The following is a 21,082-nucleotide window of genomic DNA, read 5'->3' as shown; positions in this document are numbered from 1 at the left end:
TTCATGCTGTCATCACAATGGAATGAGAGTTCAGGCCCTGTCGGCAGATACCGCGACAGGCGCTGGCAAGCGGATGGTCAGGGAGAGCACCAGGGCCACCACCATCAGCACCAGGATCAGGTTGAAGGTCGCCATGAAGCCGCCGAACAAGGAGGCCACGATGGAGCCAATAATGCTGCCCAGACCAAAGCCCAGATAGATGACGCCATAGTTCTTGGTCAGGTTGTTGAGACCGAAGAAATCGCTCACCAGGGAGGGGTAGACGGTGATGGTACCGCCGAAGCTGAAGGCCACGCAGGCCACCGCCACGAAGAAGAGATTGGCATTGAGCGGCACGAACAGCAGCAATCCCATACCACCGAGCGTGATCAGCTGGGCTATGGTGATGACCCGGATGCGGGACATCTTGTCAGACAGAATGCCCAGCACCAGTCGACCACCCAGGTTGGCCATGGCGATCACCGCGACCGCATTGGCAGCCACCGCAGTTGACAGACCCACCATGTTCTCGCCGATATCCTTGGCCACGCCGATAACGTAGAGGCCGCTCATGCAGGCGGTGAGGAACATCAGCGCCAGCATCCAGTACTGCGGTTTGCGCATCGCCTCGGCCAGGGTGAAATCACGGCTCTCGGTCTGCTGCGCCGAAGCTGCCTGCTTGGGTGCATCCTTCATCAGCATGCCACCCACCAGCACCATGGACATGGCGATCAATCCCCACAGCTGGAAGGTCGCTTCCAGGCCGTTGTTGGAGAGCAGCAGCAGGTTGATGTACTTGAAGCCGAGGCTGCCCAGGCCATAGGCGCCGATGGAGCAGGCGGAGATGAGCCCCTTGCGCTCCGGGAACCACTTCACGCAGTTGGAGAGCGTCATCAGGTAGCCGGTACCGTCGGCAAACCCCACCAGAATACCGGCGCAGAGGTAGAGCATGGCCAGATTGCTGGCGTGGGCGGTGAGGAAGAAGCCGATGCCGAGCAGCACGCCGGCCCCCAGGGTGACATTGCGCACCCCGAACCGCTCCTGCAACTTGCCCGCCATGGAAGAGGCTACCGCCAGCGACAGGCTGAGCAGACCGAAGGCAAACGCCACCTGGCTGACCGGCTCGTCCAGCTTGTCGGAGAGCTGGGCGTTGAACAGGCTCCAGGTGTAGACGGAACCCAGCGCAAACTGGGTGATGATGGTACCAATCAGGGTGAGGTACCGGGTGCGGTTCATCTCTTTGGTCATGATGCGTCTCGGTCGATGGCCTTAAGGAAATTGAGGCCACTATAGGCAAGACGCAGCTCGTGCCAGCCGACTAAGGCATGAAATGCAGATCGGCAGGAATGAATGACAATCAGAGCCGCATCAGCTGACGAAACGCCTTGATGTTGCTGCGACTGACCGGCACCTCGAACGGCAGGTCATGGAGCCGGATGAGATAGGTGCTGTTGAACCAGGGCACTATCTCGCGGATCTTGTTGATGTTGACGCAATAGGATCTGTGACAACGGAAGAAGCCCTCCGCAGGCAGCCGGCTGACAAACTCGCTGATGGTCATGGTCATCACGTAGCGATCGGTGCGGGTATAGACATAGGTCAGCTTCTCGTCCGCTTCCGCGTAGTAGATCTGCTCGCAGGGGGTGACTATGATGCGCTCCCCCTTCACCAGATTGACGGTGCGATTCTGCGGGCTGATCCCCTCGACCCCTTGCACCGGCTGAGACTTGCCCGCCTGCTCGAGCTTTTGCAGCAGATTGATGATGCGCGGCTCGTTGTAAGGCTTGAGGATATAGTCGAACGCCTCCAGCTCGAACGCTTCCACCGCAAACTCCTTGTAAGCGGTGACGAAGACGATGTGGGGCGGATGGCTCGACTTGTGCAGGTTCTTGGCCAGCAGCAGGCCATCGATGGAGGGGATCTGGATATCCAGAAACACCACATCCACCTCGTGATCCTGCAAGTATTTGAACGCCTCCAGCCCGTCCTCGAAACTCGCCACTATCTCGATCTGGCTATGCTGGCCCACCAGATAGGCCAACTCCTCCCGGGCCAGATATTCATCTTCGACAATAATGGCTTTCAGCATGGCAATACCTCCGGATGGCAGAACAGGCTGGCCGGAGCCTCTTGAATCAGGTGTTCATTTTCCACAGTGATGTCTCTCAACATGGCATCGCCTCCTGATCCGGCAGATAGAAACAGACTTCGGTACCCGGTTCCAGCCGCCTTAGCTGCAGGCCGTCACCGTACAACAGCTTGACCCGCTGATGAACGTTCATCAGCCCTATGCTGCGGCTCTCCACCCGACCGGCGGCCACGCCGTCGATCACCGCCTGACTGATGCCGTAGCCGGTATCGCGCACAGCCACCCGAATCCCCCCCGCCAGTTGTTTCACCTCGATGATGACCCGGCCCGGCGCACTGCGGGGCTGGATGCCGTGCAGAATGGCGTTTTCCACCAGCGGCTGCAACAGCAGGCTCGGTACCTGGATGTGCACATCGTCCACCTCGAACACCACCTCCAGCTTGTCGCCGAAGCGGGCCTGCTCGATGGCGATGTAATCGCGCACCTGCTGCAGCTCCTCCTGAATATCGATGAGCTCGTCCCCCTTGTTGAGGTTGTAGCGCAGATAGTCCGCCAGATTGGCAATGAGCTGACGCGCCTGCTGGGGACGAATGCGGATCAAGGATGAAATGGCGTTGAGGGCATTGAACAGGAAGTGCGGGTTGATCTTGCTCTGCAGGGCGGTGAACTCCGCCTTGCGGGTCATCTCCTTCAACTGCTCGATGCGCGACACCTCCATCTGGGTGGAGATGAGCTGGGAGAGGCCCACCGCCATCTCTCGCAGCGAGCTGGTAATGCTGTGGGTGCGGCGATAGTAGATCTTGAGGGTGCCGCTGACGGCGCCGTTTTCCCGCAGCGGAATGATGATGACAGAGTGAAAATCGGAGAGGTGATACTGGCGCAGATCGTTGTTGATGATGATCTGGTCCAGCAACACGGCCCGCTGGGTCATGTCGCTGATGGCGTGGTGCTCGTCCAGCTCGTAGTAATCCTTGCCCACCCCCACGTAGGCCAGTACGTCGCGGGTATCTGTGATGGCCACCGCATCGGCATGGATCTCGTTGCAGATGACGCCGCACACCTGACCAAGGGAGTGGCGATCGACCTTCTGGAAGAAGGGCAGCGTCTTGTTGGCGATGTCGAGGGCCAGCTTGGCCTGCTTGGCGGCAATCAGCTCCTTCTCGTCATCCAAATCCTGCACCAGCTTGATGATGAGCCCGATGCAGAGCGCCCCGGCGATCATCGGATAGGCGATGTGGCTGACGATCTCCACCCCCACCTCATGAGGTTCGGTCAGCAGCCAGATCAGCAACATGGTCAGCCCCTCGCACAACATGCCCGCCAGTATGCCGTAGAGCCAGAGTCGCGACTTGCGGCAGCGCAGGTGCAACCAGGTGGCGAGCAGACCGGCGATGATGCTGGCGATGAGACAGGGGATCGAGGTGTGGCCATCCATGTCGATGAGGTAGCGGTGCAGGCCCGAGATGACCCCGGCCGGAATGCCGACCCAGGGGCCGAACAGTATGCCGCCCGAGATGATGGCGATGATCCGCACGTTGATCAGCGCCCCCTCCACCGGAATGCCGGTATAGGTACTGAACACGGCGAACAGGCCGAAGATGGAGGCGACCAGCACCAGCTCGGCCGGGGTGTGATCACGCTTCTGGAACAACCGCTGGAACGGTCTTGTACGGGTCAGAAAGAACAGGGTCATCAGCATCAGCGCCGCCCGTTCAAACACCGCCAACAACATCATCTGATTTTCGAGCAAAACAGGGATCCCGTATCAATGAAGAAGATATGCACCAAGGCGCGGGATCATACCCCGTATCCAGTGTCAGCTCATTTCGAATAACTGGATCCATACTAAGCTTCTCGGTTGGAGGGCCGATAAATAAACACTCCTGCCAACGGGAGTAACTTCTATATCCAGGAGAGGATCATATGTCTCAGAAAGGAATTCTGGTGGCGTTACTGCTTGGGTGCTGTGGTTCAGCCGCACAGGCCGATACCCAAACCCGTCAGCTCAACTTGCCGGCCATTGCCAGTAAAGATACCAGGATGGAAATAGCGCTCACCCATCCAGGCCTTCAACTCGTCAATTCAAATCAGGCGCGGCATCCCACCCATACCCTGGCTGCCAATATCAGCAGCCCGGATTTCAATACCACCTATCAGCTGCAAGCTCGTAAGCTATATGGCCGCCTGCCACAAGAGGCCGGCACTGATATACAGCTGACAATCAATGGGCAGCTGTTGCCAGCCAATCACCCACTGATACTGGAACAAGCCACCCACTACTATCTTGGCTATGAGGCTGCCTCAGTCCGGCCAAACCAGATCGGTGAAGCCGCCTATGAATTGATGGTGTATTGGCATGGCTGAAAATTGTAAAGGCATGCTTGTCATGCCTTTATCCTTACTCAGCCTCCTGAAGCTGCACAATTGCCAACCGGACCACCTCATAGCTTCGTTGCAAACGTTCCAACACCAAGGGTAAAGCCAATGAATCCAGCTCATCGGACTCAGCCTCGCCGCAGGCCTTAACCAGTTGTGAGGCCCCCATGATTCTGGCGCCACCTTTCAAGCGATGAACATAATCCAGAAACTGTGGCACATCTTGCACATCAGCGGCTTGTTCTAATCCCAGGAGATCGTCATCGCTGGCACTGATAAATGCTGTCAATAGAGGCATTATCAATGCAGGTTGATTGCCAGTCAGAGGCCCGAGACAATGTTTGATTTCCTGCATGCAAGTTGCAATGTCTGCTTGCTCTTCACGCTGCATGTGTCTATGTAAGCAGTGACCGAGTTCTTCCAACCCAACTGGTTTGAACAAGCAGTCATCCATACCAGCAAGATAGCCCTCACTCACCTGCTCCTGACGAGCATCAGCCGTCAAACCTAGAATCACACAACGCCGCATCCCATTGTGGTGTTCCCGCGCCCGATACTGACGAGTCAACTCAAACCCGTTCATACTTGGCATGTTGAAGTCGGTGATGATGACATCAAACGGGTATTCAGCAGAAAGCCTCAATGCCTGAACACCTGACTCGACCGCCTTGGCTTCATGCCCCAAATAGGCCAGTTGCTGGCTGATCAGCAACCGATTGGTGGGGTGATCATCTACAACCATTACCTGCAGCCGCCGACCGCTTTTTGTTGTGTTACCCAGTTCGACCAATAGCGGTTGCTCCACGGCTGCAGTCAGAGGGAGTTTCATTTCGATCATGACACGAGTACCACGACCCGGCTCGCTCTCAAGCAACAGTGACCCACCCATCAATTCACAGAGAGAACGGCTGATCATCAGCCCCAGGCCGGTACCAGATCGCTGAATATGCTTGGGTTGACTGGCCTGACTGAAGGGCTGGAACAACTTTTCTTGCTCCATCGGATCGATTCCTATCCCGGTATCTCTGACAGCCAGTTGCAAGGTGCACCAACCGTCACTAATCCGTGACAATAATTCCACCCGAACCGATCCTTTGTCCGTGTACTTGATGGCATTGCTGATCAAATTGGAGACAACCTGCTTGTAGCAGAGTCCATCTATCTGAACCCAGTGTGACGCACCCACAACCAGCTCCAGTTGCAGGTTCTTCTGCCTGGCCAAGGCATTGAAGACGGTAACGACCGACTCGGTCAGGGCCACAATGTCATGAGGTTCTGGTACCAGCTCGAGCCGACCCGACTCTATTTTGGAGATGTCGAGAATGTCGCCAATCAGGGATAGCAGATCTGCTGCCGAACCATGGGCGATAGAGAGCGAGGCCTTATCCTCCTCATGCAGACGATCTCGCCTCAGGGTCAGTTCCAGCAAGCCTATGATGGCATTCATGGGGGTACGAATTTCATGGCTCATGGTGGCCAAAAATGTCGACTTGGCACGATTGGCCTCTTGCGCCTCCTGGCTTGCCACGGCCAGATCGTCAAGTAGACGCAAACGCTCGCTTACATCGATCCAGCCGCCAATTCCACCCTGTACCTTGCCATCCCGATCGTAATAAGGCTGAACCCAGTGATAGACATCCACCCCCCCTCTTGCCATAACCAGACGATGATCACCCTCTTGCACCCTCCGCTCTTCGCAAGCAACAACAAGATCGGTAAACAAGGGAGCAAGAAAAGGCCATCGTTCACGATCCGAATCCAAGTTGCCCCCCAACAGATTGGCTTTTGGTTCACCAAAGAAACTCGCATAACTGCTATTGCAAAGGATCAGTTGCCCAGACTGATCCCTGGCATAAATAGGATGAGGTGTACCATCCACCAGGTCTTCAATAAACTTGAGTTGAGCATTCAACGCCTCCTCCGCGAGTCGGCGTTCACGCATCTGTTTGCGCAGGGATAGGCCCCACAAGCTGACCCAGATAGTCAGCAACAGGATCAGCGAGATGAAGATCCCAAACTCCCGAACAAACTCCTGCCAAGTGATGGCCTCTTTCTGAGGACTGACACGCCAGCGGTTGGAGAGCCCTTCCAACTCATCTGGGGGTATGGTTGCCACCACCTTGTCGAGAATATTGCGCAGCATTTGGTTTTCATAAGAAACAACAAATGAAGCACCAATAGGAACTGACTCAAACAATTCGCCTGTAACAAGCAAGCTATCGGGAAACTTGCTATTGATGTAATACTTGGCAACCCGTAGAGGTAATACGGCTACATCGCATACCTCCGTTGCGACACAGCGCAACGCATCTTCGATGCGATCAAAGGAGTGAGTTGTCATTTTGCCATATGCCTTGTCTATGGCTTGTGTAGCGATAAAACCTTTGACGATGGCCACAGTCCCAAACTTGATTAGACTCTCAGGCTCTGTCACCTCATGCTTCACGCCAACAACATAAGACAGAGGATCAAGCGCAAAAGCCCTGCTGAATAGATAGCGCTGCTTACGTTCTGCAGATGGACTCATTACCGCTGCATCCACGTTCCCATCATCCAGTAGCTGTAACATGTGTTTGGCCGTCTTGACCGGTACAGCTTCTATTTCGACGTCTAGTTTTGCTCTCAGAACCTGAATGAGATCAGCAACCACACCATGCAAGGTACCATTGACATCAAGAAAACTCAGCGGTGGTACGCCGCTGTTAACAGCGATCCGGATTGTCCTCTTCTGCCCCAGCCATACCCACTGACTACTGGTCAGCCCGATCTTCTTGGCATCGATAGAGAGTCCTCCCCCGCTCCAGCGCTTGGCAATTTCGTCACGCTTGCCATCCAATATCCTATGTAGAGCAACATCAATGATTTTCTTGAGACGCCGATTCTGTTTCTCCAGCGCGAATGAAAAACCATGAGTATCCACATACAAGGGCCTTAGTAATTGAATGCTGTCTTGGTAAAATTTATTGACAATGAAATTCCCGGAAATCATATCCACCATGACGGCATCAACTTGGCCATATGCTACGGCTGATATTGCACTGTATCGAGAAGGATATGTTTTTATTTTAACATTTGGCAGATAGCGTTTCACTGCAATAGCGGGCAAGTAATAACTCGGAACAGCTACCGTTTTTATATCCTGCTCTGGAACATGAATGCTTTTATATATAGCAGGATCATCGGCGATATATCTATTGGTTAATAATAGTTGCTGCTCCTCCTCATAGGAGTTTGATGAGCTTAAGAGATCTATTTCTCCCCGCTTTAGCGCATCAATGGCTTCTGCCCGTGATGGAAGAGTTTTCACTACTATATCGATGTTCAGTAGATGGCTCAGCATACCAATCATGTCAGCAGTAACACCTTCATAGGCATCAGAACGCAGGGTGATATCCAGAGGGGGATCATCTGGCTTTGGAACCCCAAGAATCAACTGGTCACGATTACGTAACCACAACCAGTCATCGGCATGCAAGGGAAGTGTCTGTTGCCCGAGAGACTCACTGTCGTTCCGTGCATAGACATGTAATAAATCATCTCCCAGCTCATGAGCAGAAGTGAAGAATGAGCAGAGGCAGACGAGCAATACCGGGAGTAGTTTCATTTTGCTCACATCAATTCTTGCCGCTTGGCGAGGCTGATCAGATCGATCATGTTGGTTACATTGAGCTTCTGCATCAAGCGAGTTTTGTAAGTGCTTACCGTCTTCTCACTCAGTAGCATGTGTTCCGCAATTTTCTTATTTGTATGGCCTTGGCATATATGCATGAGTACACTCATCTCACGATTTGAGAGGGAAGACAGCAGCCCCTCATTATCAAGGATATAAGCATCTCTGGCACCAGTAATAACATCTCTAGGAAAACAAACCTGACCATTTTCTATCTGTAAAAGCATGCTTTTTAATAGTGAAAGATCATCAAGCTTAGACATAAACCCATCAGCGTCGGCCTGCAGGCAACGTACCATGACATGATGAGTCGCCTGTGCAGAAAGAATTACGACCTTGATTCCCATGTTCAAGGCCTTTATTCTTTTTATCACCTCTATGCCATCCAGCTTTGGGATTCCAATATCCAGAACAATAATATCAGGTTGATGTTTTTTAGCAGCAACGATGGCATCGACACCATTATCTACCTCAGCAACAATATGATGACCATCCTGTTCTAGCAAAATATTAACTGCCATTCTTATCGCTGGGTGATCATCAACTATTAATATTTTTGCCATATGCAACCTATCATTGAATAATTTTATTTGGCGTATGATAACTATAATTTCACAACATCACCATACGATAGCCTTACATTAATAATACGTTAATCAATTAAAAATCATTAACAGCAAAGTCCCTTAATGATTATGTAAAAATGAATATTTCACATAACTATCAACAAGTTAAAAAATCCTCTTTGCGACCTGCCCCCCCATTCTGCCGCTGACTCAAACTCATCCAAACTCGGTGTCAAGACCTTGACAAGGTAAGCAGTAAAACACTTAAAAAACAAATATTTAAATTAAAAAATTGATGCGGATAGTATTTAAATTTTTATCTACCCAGAGTTGTACGTAACAAGCACCTTTTAGGATTTTTCCTACGCATGATTAAATCGATTCAAACAGGTCAAGCAGTTATCTTTGTTGGCGAAAAGATAGGCAGTCCAGATGGGCATTTCGTTCCGGTGTTCTGCCTCCCCCCTTGACGAAAGGTGATTCGAGGGCGGGATAAACGAATACACCTCGGTGTAGGTAATAAAACAAGTGGTCTAAAGCCGCTTTCATTAAAATACATATGGAATACATCAACATGAAAAAGACTCTGCTTGCACTGACCGTTGTTGGCCTCGGCTTTACTGCCTCCTCTTATGCTGCCGTAGAAGCCTCAGCCGTGGCGACTTGGAAAGCCACAGCGAAAAAAGATACCACCTCTGAACTGGTTGTCACCCCGCTCACCAGCCTCTCCTTCCAATACGCCGAAGGGATCCAGGGTTTCAATACCGTCGATGGCCTGTTCGATGTCGCCATCAAGGGTGATGCCAGTGCGACCGACTTTACCCTGAAGGCCAAGAAGCTGAATGGCACCCTGAATCACCTGGGTGGCGACTCCACAGTCGATGTCGGCGTGCTGTGGGCCGGTGTACCTGTCACCACCACTGCCTACTCGACTCTGATCGATGTGGCAGCCGGCATTAACGGCGGCAACCTCTCCCCCATCGCCCAAGGCTACACCGGAGATGTGACTGCACAAGGTGCCTTCACCTTCATCATCGAGAGTGCAACCAGCGCCGGTGTAGATGCAGCCTTTGACACCCTGCCAGACGGTCTGTGGAGCGGTGAAGTCAACGTCGAGTTTGTTGCCAACTGGTCCTAATTGCTTCGGCACAGGTAATCAGGGGCCCGAGTGGGCCCCTTATAGTCATTGGAGGTCGCATGAACCTGAAAATACTAGTGGCATGGATGCTGTTTATTCCCGGAATCAGCCAGGCAATCAACGTCGGCTCGGTTACCACTTTTATTGATGCTGGCAGCCAGGACGTTTCCAAAGAGATCGCGAACGAAAGCGATCAAGCAAGGCTGATCACCATATCTGTGTCTCGCATTTCCTCACCGGAAGAGGGCGGAAAGGAGATGCCGATGGAGGTAGACGGTGAACTCATGCTGTCGCCGAGCCGGCTGATGCTCCCCGCCAATGCCAAAAACAACGTGCGCTTCTTTTACAAGGGTCCACAGGATGGCAAGGAGCGTTACTACCGCATTCGCTGGCTGGATACCGCTTTGTCGATGGACGATCAGCGCAACGAACGCCGTCAGGCAGTCGCCACCACCTCTGCCCAGATAGGCACCATCCTGGTGGTTACCCCCCGCCAGCAGCAATTCGATTACACCCTGCAAGATGGCATCCTGACCAATAAAGGGAATGCCTCATACAGAACCATTGCTTATGGCACTTGCCTGAAACAAAGCCAGGAGCAATGCAAAGAAACCTATTACGACCTGCCGGGCAAAAAACGCCACTTTAAAAAGGTCAATATTCAGCATGACAGGAGCCACATCGGTCTCTGGCTGGGTCAGGAATTCGTCGTCGTCAAATAACGCTGCTGTTCTCTTACTGCCTCTACCACCTGGTCGAGTGGCGGTGTTGTTTTGCCGAAATTTAGAGCCATGGTGCGTGATATGTTGAAAAAAGCCTGCCTGTTGCCAGCCGCACTGCTGATCATGATGTCAGCCTCGGCCGGCGCCTCGGCACCACTCAAAATCGCCAATGTCATCATTCCTGCCAGCTTTGCCAGCGCACTGGCAGAAGGCATTGCCGTACCAGTCAGGCTGCAATATCAGGATCAGGCTCTGGCGCTCGACACCACCACCGAAGAATCCATCGGCAACGCCACGCTGATCCTGCGGGACGGCACACTGCACCTGCTCAATCTGGACTTCACTCAGGGCCAAAGCGATGTGGCCCTGCGCAAGGAGCTGGTGGATCTGTTGCAACAGAATCAGCTGCGCACCTTCTCCAGCGACGGGCGGCTGGTCATCAACGACAGCGCCACCATGCAGCTGGATCTGATCGCCATGCTGCTGACCATAAAGGTCACCAAGGCTGCCTTTGGCGAGAAGCAAGCCAACACCACAAAAGCTAGCCTGACTCCCTCCGTTGAAGCACTGACCAGCGTCAATCGCTACAACCTGGGATACTCCTTTGCCAATAGTCGCCAGGCAGACAGCACCAGTACCAACTTCGCCCAGCTGAACACTCTGGTGGGGTACAGTGAACACCATCTGGACCTTGATGGTTCTCTCTACAATCTGGGGGAAACGAACCAGAGCGGCGCCCTTTATCGCGCCATGTATGAGCGGGATATCGAGGATCGCCGCTTTGCGGCCGGCATGGTATCAACCTGGGATCTCCAGACGCTAGGAGGGGTGTCCGCCCTGAATACAGGCAGGATCTACGGGCTTTCTTACGGCAATCAGGCCCTCTCACGTACCGTCAATGAGAGCGAATCCACCACCCCGATCCAGGTCTTCATGCCCTCTGCGGGTGAGGTTCGGGTCTATCGGGATGGCAAACTGATCAGCCTGCAGAACTTCTCGATAGGCAACCACCGCATCGACACCAGCCGCTTCCCCCACGGCTCCTACAGCGTCACGGTCGAGATCCATATCGATGGCCGGCTGACGGAATCCAGCAGCCAACGCGTCACCAAGCTCGGCAACAGCCTGGGCTTCGATCAGGAGTGGGGTTGGCAATCCTGGGGGGGACTGATGGAAACGAGCCAGGATGGTTCCCACTCACCCCTGCTGGGGTTGTCATTGGCACGCACCTTCGAGACCACCAACCTGACCCTGACCGGCTATGGCTTCAAGGATGCCCTGGTCAGCGAGAGTCAGGCCAGCTGGCAGCTGACCGACAGGGTCAGTACCCAGCTGCAGGGCATGTTGGCCTCTGATGCCTCCTGGCGGATCTCGTCCGGCGTGACGGCACAGGTTCATGACAACGTCTCACTCTGGCTCAGTCAGGAGAAACTCGACACGGGCAGCAAGCTGACCACAGCCACTCTGGATCTCTATACCGCCGGCATCAGCATCAACCTGGGGGGCTGGTATGACAAACTTGGGAATCTCTCGTTCAACACCACTCATGACCGTGAGCAGGGGAGCGACCGCAGTTATATAGACTATTATCAGAGCCTCTATACCGGTCGTTATGGTCAGCTGGGGTTGCGTACCAGCCTGCAGAGCAACAGCGCGACCCTGAGCGGGTTCAACAACAAGAGCATAACGCTGGACTATTCGATCCCGTTCGACAACCTGTTCAATCTGGGCATGAGCAGCAATGAGCAGGGCCACACCACGGCCAACCTCAGTTATCAGAAACGCATGGAGGGCTTCATCAATACGGCGTCCTTCAACAGTGCGAAAGTCATCAACGGCATGGAAAACAGTAACCCATCCCTCTCCGGTACCCTGGGTTTTGAAAACAGCATGACGGGAGGCACCCTGACCCTGGGTCGCAGTTCGGGTGGTGATGTAAATGGCAACCTGATGGCCCGCGGCTCGATTATCACCACTGGGGATGAGGTCCTAGCCTCCAGCCAGAACCGATCCGGTTCAGGCTTGCTGATCGACACCGGCATGGGCAAGGAGGGCAAGATGCTCGCCAGAATCAATGGCCAGGAGCACTCGCTAGAAGGCAGCAAGACCTTTGTCGCCCTATCTCCCTTTCAGGAGTACGAAGTGGAGCTGCTCAACAGCAAGACCACCAAAGACAGCTATGACATCAGCACCGGCAAGCAGCGCTATACCCTGTTCCCCGGCAACGTGGCCAGACTGGATGCCACCCACTCGGTCAAGGAGATGGTCACCGTCTTTGGCGTCATACGCGCCGAAGATGGCAGCGTGATCGCCAACGCCAGGATCGACAACCATATCGGCACCACAGTCACCAATGAGGCCGGTGAGTTTTCGCTGGATGTGGACAAGGCCAATCCGGTACTGAGCTTCAAGCATGGCAACGAATTCTGCGAAGCCGAACTGGATCTGGCACAGCAGAGTGGTGCCGTCTGGATGGGCGATGTGATCTGCCGTGGTCTGCAAACCTATGCAATGGCAAGAGGATATCAGTGATGAATACTAACAAAGCGGCACTCATGCTTTTGCTATTGGGAATCGGCTGGAGTCAAACCAGTGAATCGGCTGTATCCAAAACAGTCTGGCCTGATGCACCACTGAAGAACTTCCTGTTTATCGAAAATCAGGAGGACAACAACCTGTTTGTAGCACCGACTGACGGCTTGGACCCACGCTTGACAGGGAGCAATGCCTGGACATCCCTCAAAGGCAATGGCCAAGCCAGTCTTGCATATGTAGACAATGGCTATAACACAGACATTAATAACTGGAACGTAGATATGTGGGAGACGGGCCCAATTCATCGTCCCTATCTCAACCAACGCTGCATCATGACCTATGCCCGCTGCGATCCTGAAACAGCAGAGTCCGTCAATAAACCAGCTGTGGTGGATGATCAGGGTTTCTATGGACTGATCGGTGCAGCTGCCGGTTGGGGACATGGCAAACTCAGCGCCAGCTTTTTTGATTACCTGCGCACCATGCCGACTGGTGCCACCCTCAACCGCGAGATGAACCTGTGTGCCACTACCATAAAATATGACGCAACAAGAGGCGCTCGCTGCAAGGACCAAACCGGCGGCTACTGGTACGTAAGAAAGATGCAACACAAAAAGGCGGGGCATCTACGTTTCGTACAAACCAATGCCATCAGTGAAGTGATCGTAGACAGCAATGGTAGTCCATATGTCCTGCCCGGTTCGCAAGGGTGTGAAAACTATCGTTTGGGTACACAAAACGGAATTTTGTGCCGTTTCCTGGATTACAACTTCAATGATGATGGAAGCCAGAGTTATGCAGAACCCTATATGTACACACACATCAAGGATAGTGCTCTCAATGCAGCCATCAGTGGAGCCGACCTGCAGATGAGCTCTAACCTCACAAACTGGGCATATAAAGAGGGGCGTTATAATGTTAGCTATTTACGGGGGCACACTTCCGTCTACCTATTTTTATCAAGCAATTTTTTCAAACAGGTCGTACGGCTGGGGTTGCAGGATAAACTGACACGCAATCTTATCAACTTCAACATGAAGAACGGATATGCACCGGAGAGCGGCTATTACGAATTCAGTGGCACAACTGAAATTGTCATCAAGCCCCGTGACTTTAGCGTGTCAATTATCTCTTCCGAAGGTGTGACGAATCCCTACCGGGAGGGGGAAGTTGGCAAGGATATTCTCCGCTTTCCCTACAATATTTCGGACAGTGGTCCAACTAGTGCCGATACGCTTAATATCTCGGTAAAACAAGATAGCGGTAGTCCCTACCAGGGTCACTGCACCTTCTACCCCACCGATCAGATAACAGCAGGAAAAGCCGTACCAGTGCCAACCCGGTTGGTGTTCGACTCAGCCCAGAAAGGGAATAATTATAAACACCCGATCCGTTGTGACAGCACCCCTGTCGATATCCGCTCACTGGGAATTCAGGATAGCCAACCGCCCCTGGAATGGACTGATCCCAATGGTGACAAAGGAATTACCCGTTTCCGTACACTGGCACTCGAATTCGATCTCACGGATCCCATGACACAGCACACCACGACTGGCGATATGTGGGAAGGAAATGTCCAGCAAAGCGGTACCATTACCATCAATGGGATCTGGCGTTAGGGTGAGGAGTTGAGGATGCGTTATAGAGCTCTGCTGACACTGACGTGTTTACTGGCGTTGCCAGTGAGTGCCATCGATATAGGTCCCATGACTGCCGTGCTTGAATCCACAGACGAGTTCATGGCTCGTACCGTAACCAACAATGGCACCACGCCCAAAATCTATGAGGTTCGCGCGGCCAAGATCAGCAACCCTACGGCCAGTGGGCAACTGCTGGCCATGCCTCCGGGAGAGCTGCTTTATGCGCCCAAGCGCTTCGTACTGCATTCAAAACAGCAGCAAAACGTCAAATTCTACTATAAGGGGGTTGCCGACGATCAGGAGCGTTACTACCGGGTGACCTTCATCGAGTCGCCAGCAGCCCAAGCCGGTGGCCATGAAGATAAGAGCCGTAAAAGCAAGCTGGACATTAAGATAGAGCTGCAATCCATTCTGGTGGCGCGTCCCCGGCAGGAGCGGTTCGAATACCGGCTCGATCAGGCGGCGGGCAGCATCACCAATACCGGCAACAGCTTCTTTGAATTCATGGTGAAACAGGGCTGTGATCAGCCCGACAGCGTGGCAGACAACAAATACCTGCTACCAGGAGAAACCTATCGCAACCCCAAGATCAGCCAGATAGGTAACCAGAAACTGATCGTGCATCAATCCCGCTTTATACCTGTAGGCAAGGACTGCTGGCCAGATTAACCCTTGCTCTCGACTAAAGAACTTTCGGTCAAGAGAACACCTTCTCCCGTACCTACCTGACCGTCTCTTTGAACATCCGGCTGGCATGCTCTGGCTCTATATGGTCAACAAGTGCGGGATCGGGGCAATAGAGTCTGCGACTGCGCAAGCGGTGGATATCCTCGCCGGCAAAAGCCCGTTTATTGGTAACAAAAATGGCGTAAACGTTCTGGTAGATACTGGCTCGATTGCGTTTGGCAAGCTCGGTTGCCACTCGCCACAGGGTATTCCCACCTGTGTCGATCAGACATTTACCCTGCTTTTCATATATCAGGACAGGGGGGAGTGGTGGTGGTGCCGAAGGTGCAGTGACGCAGGACTGGGCAGGAATGGTTGCACTGAGCAGCGGTCGCCCCGGTAAAGACCAATAGAGAATGCTGTCGTCCGTCAGCCATTGGCAGGGCAGTGCCACCCGCAAAGTGAAAAGCCGTTCCAGTACTATGTTGTTCAGAGGCTCAAACTGTTCACCACGGCGCAGCAGCAATTCCCCATCCAGACTCGGACTTATCAGGGTCATACGCAGCACGCCCTGCTGGTAACTCTGGAACGAGAAGGTTTCAGTGGCCGCTGAAAAGGGAGTCGTGGTCAACATGACCAGCAGCAGTAGAGATTGACGCACCATGGGTGAAACTGGATCCAAAAAACCCTATTGGATCAGGTCGTCAGCCCCCTAACAAGGGTGACCAGCCAGTTTCAGAATGGTCTTACGCGGATGGTCCCCGGCATCATCAGGTAAAACTATCGAAAAAGCTCAGGACGACAGGGTCGCCAGCCTCGCCGCAAATCCCATGAAGAAGAGGCCGATGAGGCCATTGCCGAGGCGAGCGGCGGTTTGTCGCTGGCGGAAGAAGCGGGCCATCAGGGTGCCGCCGAAGATCAGCAGTGTCAGATAGACGAAGCTCATAGCTTCCAGCATGCCGGCCAGCACCAGGTAGGAGAGCCAGGTGTGGGCATAGTTGAAATCGATGAACTGCACGAAGAAGGAGACGTAAAACAGGATCGCCTTGGGATTGGTGAGGCTCAGGGTCAGCGCCTTGGAGAAGTAACGCTCGCCCAGGTCCACCACCGACTCCTGCCCTTCCCGCTTGGCGACAAAATTGGCGTGCAGTATCTTCACCCCCAGATAGAGCAGATAGATGGCGCCGAGGTAGCGCACCAGAGTAAACAGCAGGGGCGTGGTACGGATGAGAGAGGCCACCCCCAGGTAGGCGCAGAAGATCAGGATGGCATCGCCGACGAAGACGCCGAGCGCCGCCCGATAACCGGGACCTACGCCACGGCTCGCGCCGGTGCGCAGCACATAAAGGGAGTTGGGGCCCGGCGCTATGATGATGAAAAAGAGACCGACCAGATAGGTCCAGACATTGACGACACCCAGACTCTCAAACATCTCCCACCTCGCCAGCAAACAAGAACAGGCAGGCAGCCCCGCCGGATAAAATAGTGAACTGCCACTCTATACCAATTTTCCTGCCGCCGGGAACAGGGCCGTCGCAGATCAGCAGTACTGGCCGGCCACCCAGCCGGAAGACCAGGCCCACTGGAAGTTATAGCCCCCGAGCCAGCCGGTCACGTCTACCACCTCGCCGATGAAGTAGAGACCGGGCACCTTGCGCACCTCCATGGTCTTGGAGGAGAGCTCGTTGGTATCCACGCCGCCCAGGGTCACCTCGGCGGTGCGATAACCTTCGGTGCCGTTCGGCAGTATCTGCCAGTCCCCCAGCAGGGTGGCGATGGCCTCCAGCTCTCGCTCGTTGTACTGGCGCATCGGTTTGCTATTGAGCTGACCCAGCTCCACCAGCTTGTCGACGAAACGCTTTGGCAGCTCGCGACCCAGCACGGTTTTCAGCTCCTGGGCAGGATGGGCCTGCGCCCATGCCTTGAGCGCCGCCGAGATATCCAGCTCGGGCAGCAAGTTGATATGGATCTTCTCCCCCGCCAGCCAGAAGGAGGAGATCTGCAGTATGACGGGGCCGGAGAGACCGCGATGGGTAAACAGCATGGCCTCCTTGAAGCGGGTGCCATCCTCGGCGGTCACCGCCACCGGCAGGCTGATACCCGCCAGATCGGTAAAGGCCTCTTTCTCGGCTTGATGCAGGGTAAACGGCACCAGACCGGCGCGAGTAGGCAGCACATTGAGGCCAAACTGCTCCGCCAGCTTGAAACCATAGGGAGTCGCGCCCAGCTTGGGCATGGAGAGGCCGCCAGTGGCTACCACCAGAGAGTGGCAGCTCACCTCCCCCTTGCTGGTACCGAGCACAAAACCGGCCTCGGTCCTGGTGACCGACAGGATCTCGGTCTGGAACTGCAGGGTGACGCCAGCCCAGTCGCACTCGGTGAGCAGCACATCGACTATCTCCTTGGCACTCTCGTCACAGAACAGCTGGCCTAGGGTCTTCTCGTGGTAGTTGACCCCGTGCCTGTCCACCAGGTCGATGAAGTCCTGCTGGGTGTAGCGTGCCAGCGCCGATTTGCAGAAATGGGGATTGCCCGAGAGGAAGGCGTGGGGCCCGGCCTGATGGTTGGTGAAGTTGCAACGACCACCACCGCTGATGAGAATCTTGCGACCCGGCTTCTTGGCGTTGTCGAGCACCAGCACGGAGCGCCCACGATAACCCGCCTGCTGGGCACACATCAAACCGGCCGCACCGGCCCCGATCACCACCACATCCACTTGCATCATCACTGCCCTACTCATCAGACGGCCAAACACGCGACCAAAAAAACCACCGCAACGGCAACTCATAAAAAACAAAAAACGGCCCATAAAAAGAACCGTTATCATGCCTGCCAAGCACCACCGCAACGGCAACCCATAAAAAACAAAAACGGCCCATAAAAAGAACCGTTATTGTACCTGCCAAGCACCACCGCAACGGCAACTCGTAAAAAACAAAAAACGGCCCATAAAAAGTACCGTTATCATGCCTGCCAAGCACCACCGCAACGGCAACTCGTAAAAAACAAAAAACGGCCCATAAAAAGTACCGTTATCATGCCTGCCAAGTACCACCGCAACGGCAACTCGTAAAAAACAAAAAACGGCCCATAAAGGGGCCGTTATTGTACTGGGTGAACACTAAGTGTCCACGACTATCAGGCGTTGCCATCCATGACGCTGGCGGGGGCACCTTTGGCCAGCTCGGCCAGCTCCTTGTCGATGAAGTAGAGACCCTTGCCATCTTCGCCCACCAGCGACAGACGGTCGACGATGCTCTTGAACAGCTTCTCCTCTTCATGCTGCTCGGCCACGTACCACTGCAGGAAGTTGAAGGTGGAGTAGTCCTGAGTGGTGAATGCCACGTGAGCCAAGCCATTGATGCACTGGGTGATGTGATATTCGTGTTCGAGGGTGTTACGGAAAATGTCGCCCAGGGATTTGAATTCGTGGGGAGGCGCATCGATGGCGCCCAGCATAGGCATGGCGCCGGTCTCGCTCACGTAGGTGAACAGACGCTCCATGTGCTGGCGCTCCTCGACGGCGTGCTGGCGCAGGAAGGTGGCGGCACCTTCGAAACCCTTGTCCTCACACCAGGCGCTCATCTGCAGGTAGAGATTGGAGGAATAGAATTCAAGATTAATCTGCTCGTTCAACTTCTCGATCATGGCTTTTGCCAACATGCTGATTCTCCACTGTGATTTGATCACGATTGTCGCCACTGTTTTAACACGAATCAACCAGATACGGCGGCCAAACTGCTCAGTTGTGACCGTTTTTCGCCTCATCCTATCCCCCATACAGGTATAGAGAAGCAAAGAAACATGGTGTACGTGGATTCAGCCATTATGATGGCGCCAGTGGTCAGGGAAAGGATTCAATGAGATTCATAACGGCACTGGCACTGCTCTGGATAACCCAGTTGCAGGCCGCTCCCTCCTTGCTGGAAGAGGCTGAATTGCAGGCGGCGCGCGATCCCGTCGGCTATCTGCAACGCCTCGATGCCAACCCGCAGCAGGATATGGAGCTGTTTTATGCCAGAGCCCTGGCCCAGGCAGCCCTGGGTCACTATCCGCAGGCCCTGCTCGACAACGCCAGAGCCCGCGAGCTGGCCAGTGCCCAGCAGCAACCCCTGCGCCTGCTGGATTTTCAGCTGCAAGAGGTTGCCCTGATCCTGGATACAGAGGCCCCTGATAAAGCCCTCCGCCTGCTGGCCCGGCTCAAACCAGCCGTTATCGACCACCCAATGCAAGCATCTGAATGGCATGCCCTGAACGGGCTGGCACTCTATCGCACCCAGCAGTTGAAAGAGGCGATCGCCGAACTCAAGACTGCCTTTCGCCTCAAGCAATCCGCACGAGACAAACCGGTTGCCAGCCTGGACTCAGCCCGCCTCTTGATGACCCTGGGCAACCTCTATGCCGACCTGAGTCTGCCCAGAGAGGCGGAAACCTATTATCGGGAAGCCCTGCAGCAGATGGTGCAGCTGGACGAGCCAAACAGCCAGACCATCATCAAAGCCAACATGGCACGGCTCTACATAGACACGGATCGCCCCACCCAGGCCAGACAACTGCTCGACAGCCTGCTGGCTACCCCTCATCTGGCGCCGGATTACCGCGCCATCATCCTCGGCTATCAGGCCATGGCGCTCAACGCCCAGGGTGACTGGACGGCAGCCCTGCGCAGTCTGGACGAAGCGCAGGCACTCTATCAGCAGTTGGGATATCAGGATGCGGGGGAACGCCTGCTCGAGACCCGGGTCAAGGCATTGCAGGGCCGGGGAGAGATACAGCTGGCGTTGCAACTGCTGACGTCCCAGGGCCACCCCAGCGCCGGCAGCAAGGCATTGCAAGCCAGCCTGCTGGCCCAGCAGGGCCGCTATCCGGAGGCTTATGAGGCCTTGTCCGCCTACATGAACGATTACAAGCAGCACTTCAATCAGGCGCTGAGCCAGCATGCCGCCACCTTTCAGGCCGAGATGGATCTGGCCCGCAGCGAGGCCAACAACCGGGTGCTGCAAGAGGAGAACGAGCGCAAGCGCCAGCAGCTGCTGCACCAACAGAGCGCCCGCAACTACCAGCTGATGCTGGTCGGCCTGCTGGCGGGCGCCCTGCTCCTGCTCGGCATCACCACCCACAGGCTGCACCGCAGCTCACGCCACCTCTACAAGCTTGCCACCTTCGATCAGCTGACCGAGCTGCCAAACCGCCGCGCCCTGCTGGAACGGCTTGCCATCCAGTGGCAACTGGAAGACCCGCTCACCCTGCTCATCATAGATATCGATCACTTCAAGCAGATCAATGACAGACACGGGCATCAGGCGGGTGATCGGGCCATCCAGCGGCTGGCGCGAGAGCTGAGCGACTGGGCCCCGGACGCACAGCTGATAGGGCGCTGGGGAGGCGAGGAGTTTCTGGTGGCGGTACCACTGGCGGCAGAGGATTGCTGGCACCTGGCAGAGCAGTTACGTCTGAGGATTTCCCAGCTGGACACACCGCACATGACCATCAGCATCGGCATAGCGGGGCGTTCAGAGGCTGATGAGGGGCTTGGCCCACTGATCCACCGCGCCGACATGGCTATGTATCAAGCCAAGCGCCAGGGCCGCAACCAGACCATATTGGCGACAACCCCTTCGGCGCAGGATGAACTGACCAGCAGCGTGGCCTGACGGTCAGTGAGCACGGCCACCCGCGCAGAATGAAACCAGGATAACTT

The 21,082-nt window shown here is 54.7% G+C and carries 16 protein-coding genes; 7 read left to right on the top strand and 9 right to left on the bottom strand.

Annotated elements, in window-relative coordinates:
• Positions 1 to 30: 30 nt before the first annotated feature.
• From ONZ54_RS00315 to ONZ54_RS00305, 3 genes are all read right to left on the bottom strand, one after another.
• Positions 31 to 1,227 carry an L-lactate MFS transporter gene (locus ONZ54_RS00315; protein WP_219598129.1) on the bottom strand — a complete coding sequence of 399 codons (1,197 nt, stop codon included), beginning with the start codon at positions 1,225 to 1,227 and terminating at the stop codon, positions 31 to 33.
• Between the two features lie 109 nt (positions 1,228 to 1,336).
• Positions 1,337 to 2,068 (bottom strand): LytR/AlgR family response regulator transcription factor, encoded by a 732-nt coding sequence (locus tag ONZ54_RS00310; RefSeq protein WP_265431569.1) that lies wholly within the window; start codon positions 2,066 to 2,068, stop codon positions 1,337 to 1,339.
• A 76-nt stretch (positions 2,069 to 2,144) separates the two neighbouring features.
• Positions 2,145 to 3,818: a sensor histidine kinase gene (locus ONZ54_RS00305; protein WP_271787239.1), complete on the bottom strand. Its 1,674-nt coding sequence runs from the start codon at positions 3,816 to 3,818 to the stop codon at positions 2,145 to 2,147.
• Between the two features lie 173 nt (positions 3,819 to 3,991).
• On the opposite strand from ONZ54_RS00305, the gene ONZ54_RS00300 reads away from it, so the two are divergent.
• Complete coding sequence (locus ONZ54_RS00300; RefSeq protein ID WP_271787238.1) at positions 3,992 to 4,432, top strand: hypothetical protein; 441 nt, start codon at positions 3,992 to 3,994, stop codon at positions 4,430 to 4,432.
• Between the two features lie 34 nt (positions 4,433 to 4,466).
• Here the strand turns inward: ONZ54_RS00300 and ONZ54_RS00295 are convergent, their stop codons facing one another.
• Positions 4,467 to 8,048: an ATP-binding protein gene (locus ONZ54_RS00295; RefSeq protein ID WP_271788324.1), complete on the bottom strand. Its 3,582-nt coding sequence runs from the start codon at positions 8,046 to 8,048 to the stop codon at positions 4,467 to 4,469.
• Between the two features lie 5 nt (positions 8,049 to 8,053).
• A complete protein-coding gene (locus ONZ54_RS00290) occupies positions 8,054 to 8,677 on the bottom strand; it encodes a response regulator transcription factor (RefSeq protein ID WP_271787237.1) in 624 nt (207 codons plus the stop codon).
• A 577-nt stretch (positions 8,678 to 9,254) separates the two neighbouring features.
• On the opposite strand from ONZ54_RS00290, the gene ecpA reads away from it, so the two are divergent.
• The 5 genes from ecpA to ONZ54_RS00265 all read left to right on the top strand — a co-directional run bounded on the left by ecpA (position 9,255) and on the right by ONZ54_RS00265 (position 15,384).
• Positions 9,255 to 9,818, top strand: coding sequence for a common pilus major fimbrillin subunit EcpA (ecpA, locus tag ONZ54_RS00285; protein WP_271787236.1), 564 nt, complete (start codon positions 9,255 to 9,257; stop codon positions 9,816 to 9,818).
• A gap of 59 nt (positions 9,819 to 9,877) precedes the next feature.
• Positions 9,878 to 10,540: an EcpB family pilus assembly chaperone gene (locus tag ONZ54_RS00280; protein WP_271787235.1), complete on the top strand. Its 663-nt coding sequence runs from the start codon at positions 9,878 to 9,880 to the stop codon at positions 10,538 to 10,540.
• Positions 10,541 to 10,621: 81 nt separating this feature from the next.
• Positions 10,622 to 13,072: a fimbrial biogenesis outer membrane usher protein gene (locus tag ONZ54_RS00275; protein WP_271787234.1), complete on the top strand. Its 2,451-nt coding sequence runs from the start codon at positions 10,622 to 10,624 to the stop codon at positions 13,070 to 13,072.
• 23 nt (positions 13,073 to 13,095) lie between these two features.
• On the top strand, positions 13,096 to 14,694 hold the full coding sequence (locus ONZ54_RS00270) for a hypothetical protein (RefSeq protein ID WP_271788323.1): 1,599 nt from the start codon (positions 13,096 to 13,098) through the stop codon (positions 14,692 to 14,694).
• A gap of 15 nt (positions 14,695 to 14,709) precedes the next feature.
• Positions 14,710 to 15,384, top strand: a complete 675-nt coding sequence (locus ONZ54_RS00265) for a fimbria/pilus periplasmic chaperone (protein ID WP_059169445.1) — start codon at positions 14,710 to 14,712, stop codon at positions 15,382 to 15,384.
• A 52-nt stretch (positions 15,385 to 15,436) separates the two neighbouring features.
• On the opposite strand, the gene ONZ54_RS00260 is transcribed toward ONZ54_RS00265, so the two are convergent.
• From ONZ54_RS00260 to ftnA, 4 genes are all read right to left on the bottom strand, one after another.
• Positions 15,437 to 16,045, bottom strand: coding sequence for a LysM peptidoglycan-binding domain-containing protein (locus tag ONZ54_RS00260; RefSeq protein ID WP_271787233.1), 609 nt, complete (start codon positions 16,043 to 16,045; stop codon positions 15,437 to 15,439).
• Between the two features lie 129 nt (positions 16,046 to 16,174).
• Positions 16,175 to 16,813: a leucine efflux protein LeuE gene (leuE, locus tag ONZ54_RS00255; RefSeq protein ID WP_271787232.1), complete on the bottom strand. Its 639-nt coding sequence runs from the start codon at positions 16,811 to 16,813 to the stop codon at positions 16,175 to 16,177.
• Positions 16,814 to 16,921: 108 nt separating this feature from the next.
• Complete coding sequence (locus tag ONZ54_RS00250) at positions 16,922 to 18,106, bottom strand: BaiN/RdsA family NAD(P)/FAD-dependent oxidoreductase (RefSeq protein WP_192896147.1); 1,185 nt, start codon at positions 18,104 to 18,106, stop codon at positions 16,922 to 16,924.
• Positions 18,107 to 18,519: 413 nt separating this feature from the next.
• Entirely contained in the window at positions 18,520 to 19,044 is a 525-nt protein-coding gene (ftnA, locus tag ONZ54_RS00245; RefSeq protein WP_005319436.1) for a non-heme ferritin, read from the bottom strand.
• 197 nt (positions 19,045 to 19,241) lie between these two features.
• Between ftnA and ONZ54_RS00240 the strand changes: the two genes are divergently transcribed.
• Positions 19,242 to 21,035, top strand: coding sequence for a GGDEF domain-containing protein (locus ONZ54_RS00240; protein ID WP_087756795.1), 1,794 nt, complete (start codon positions 19,242 to 19,244; stop codon positions 21,033 to 21,035).
• The last annotated feature ends 47 nt before the right edge of the window (positions 21,036 to 21,082 follow it).

The sequence above is a fragment of the Aeromonas salmonicida genome (assembly GCF_028355655.1).
In the GTDB taxonomy this organism is placed as follows: domain Bacteria; phylum Pseudomonadota; class Gammaproteobacteria; order Enterobacterales; family Aeromonadaceae; genus Aeromonas; species Aeromonas salmonicida.
The sequence above is the reverse complement of the archived record's forward strand: the minus strand, read 5'-3'. Positions and strand labels throughout refer to the sequence as shown.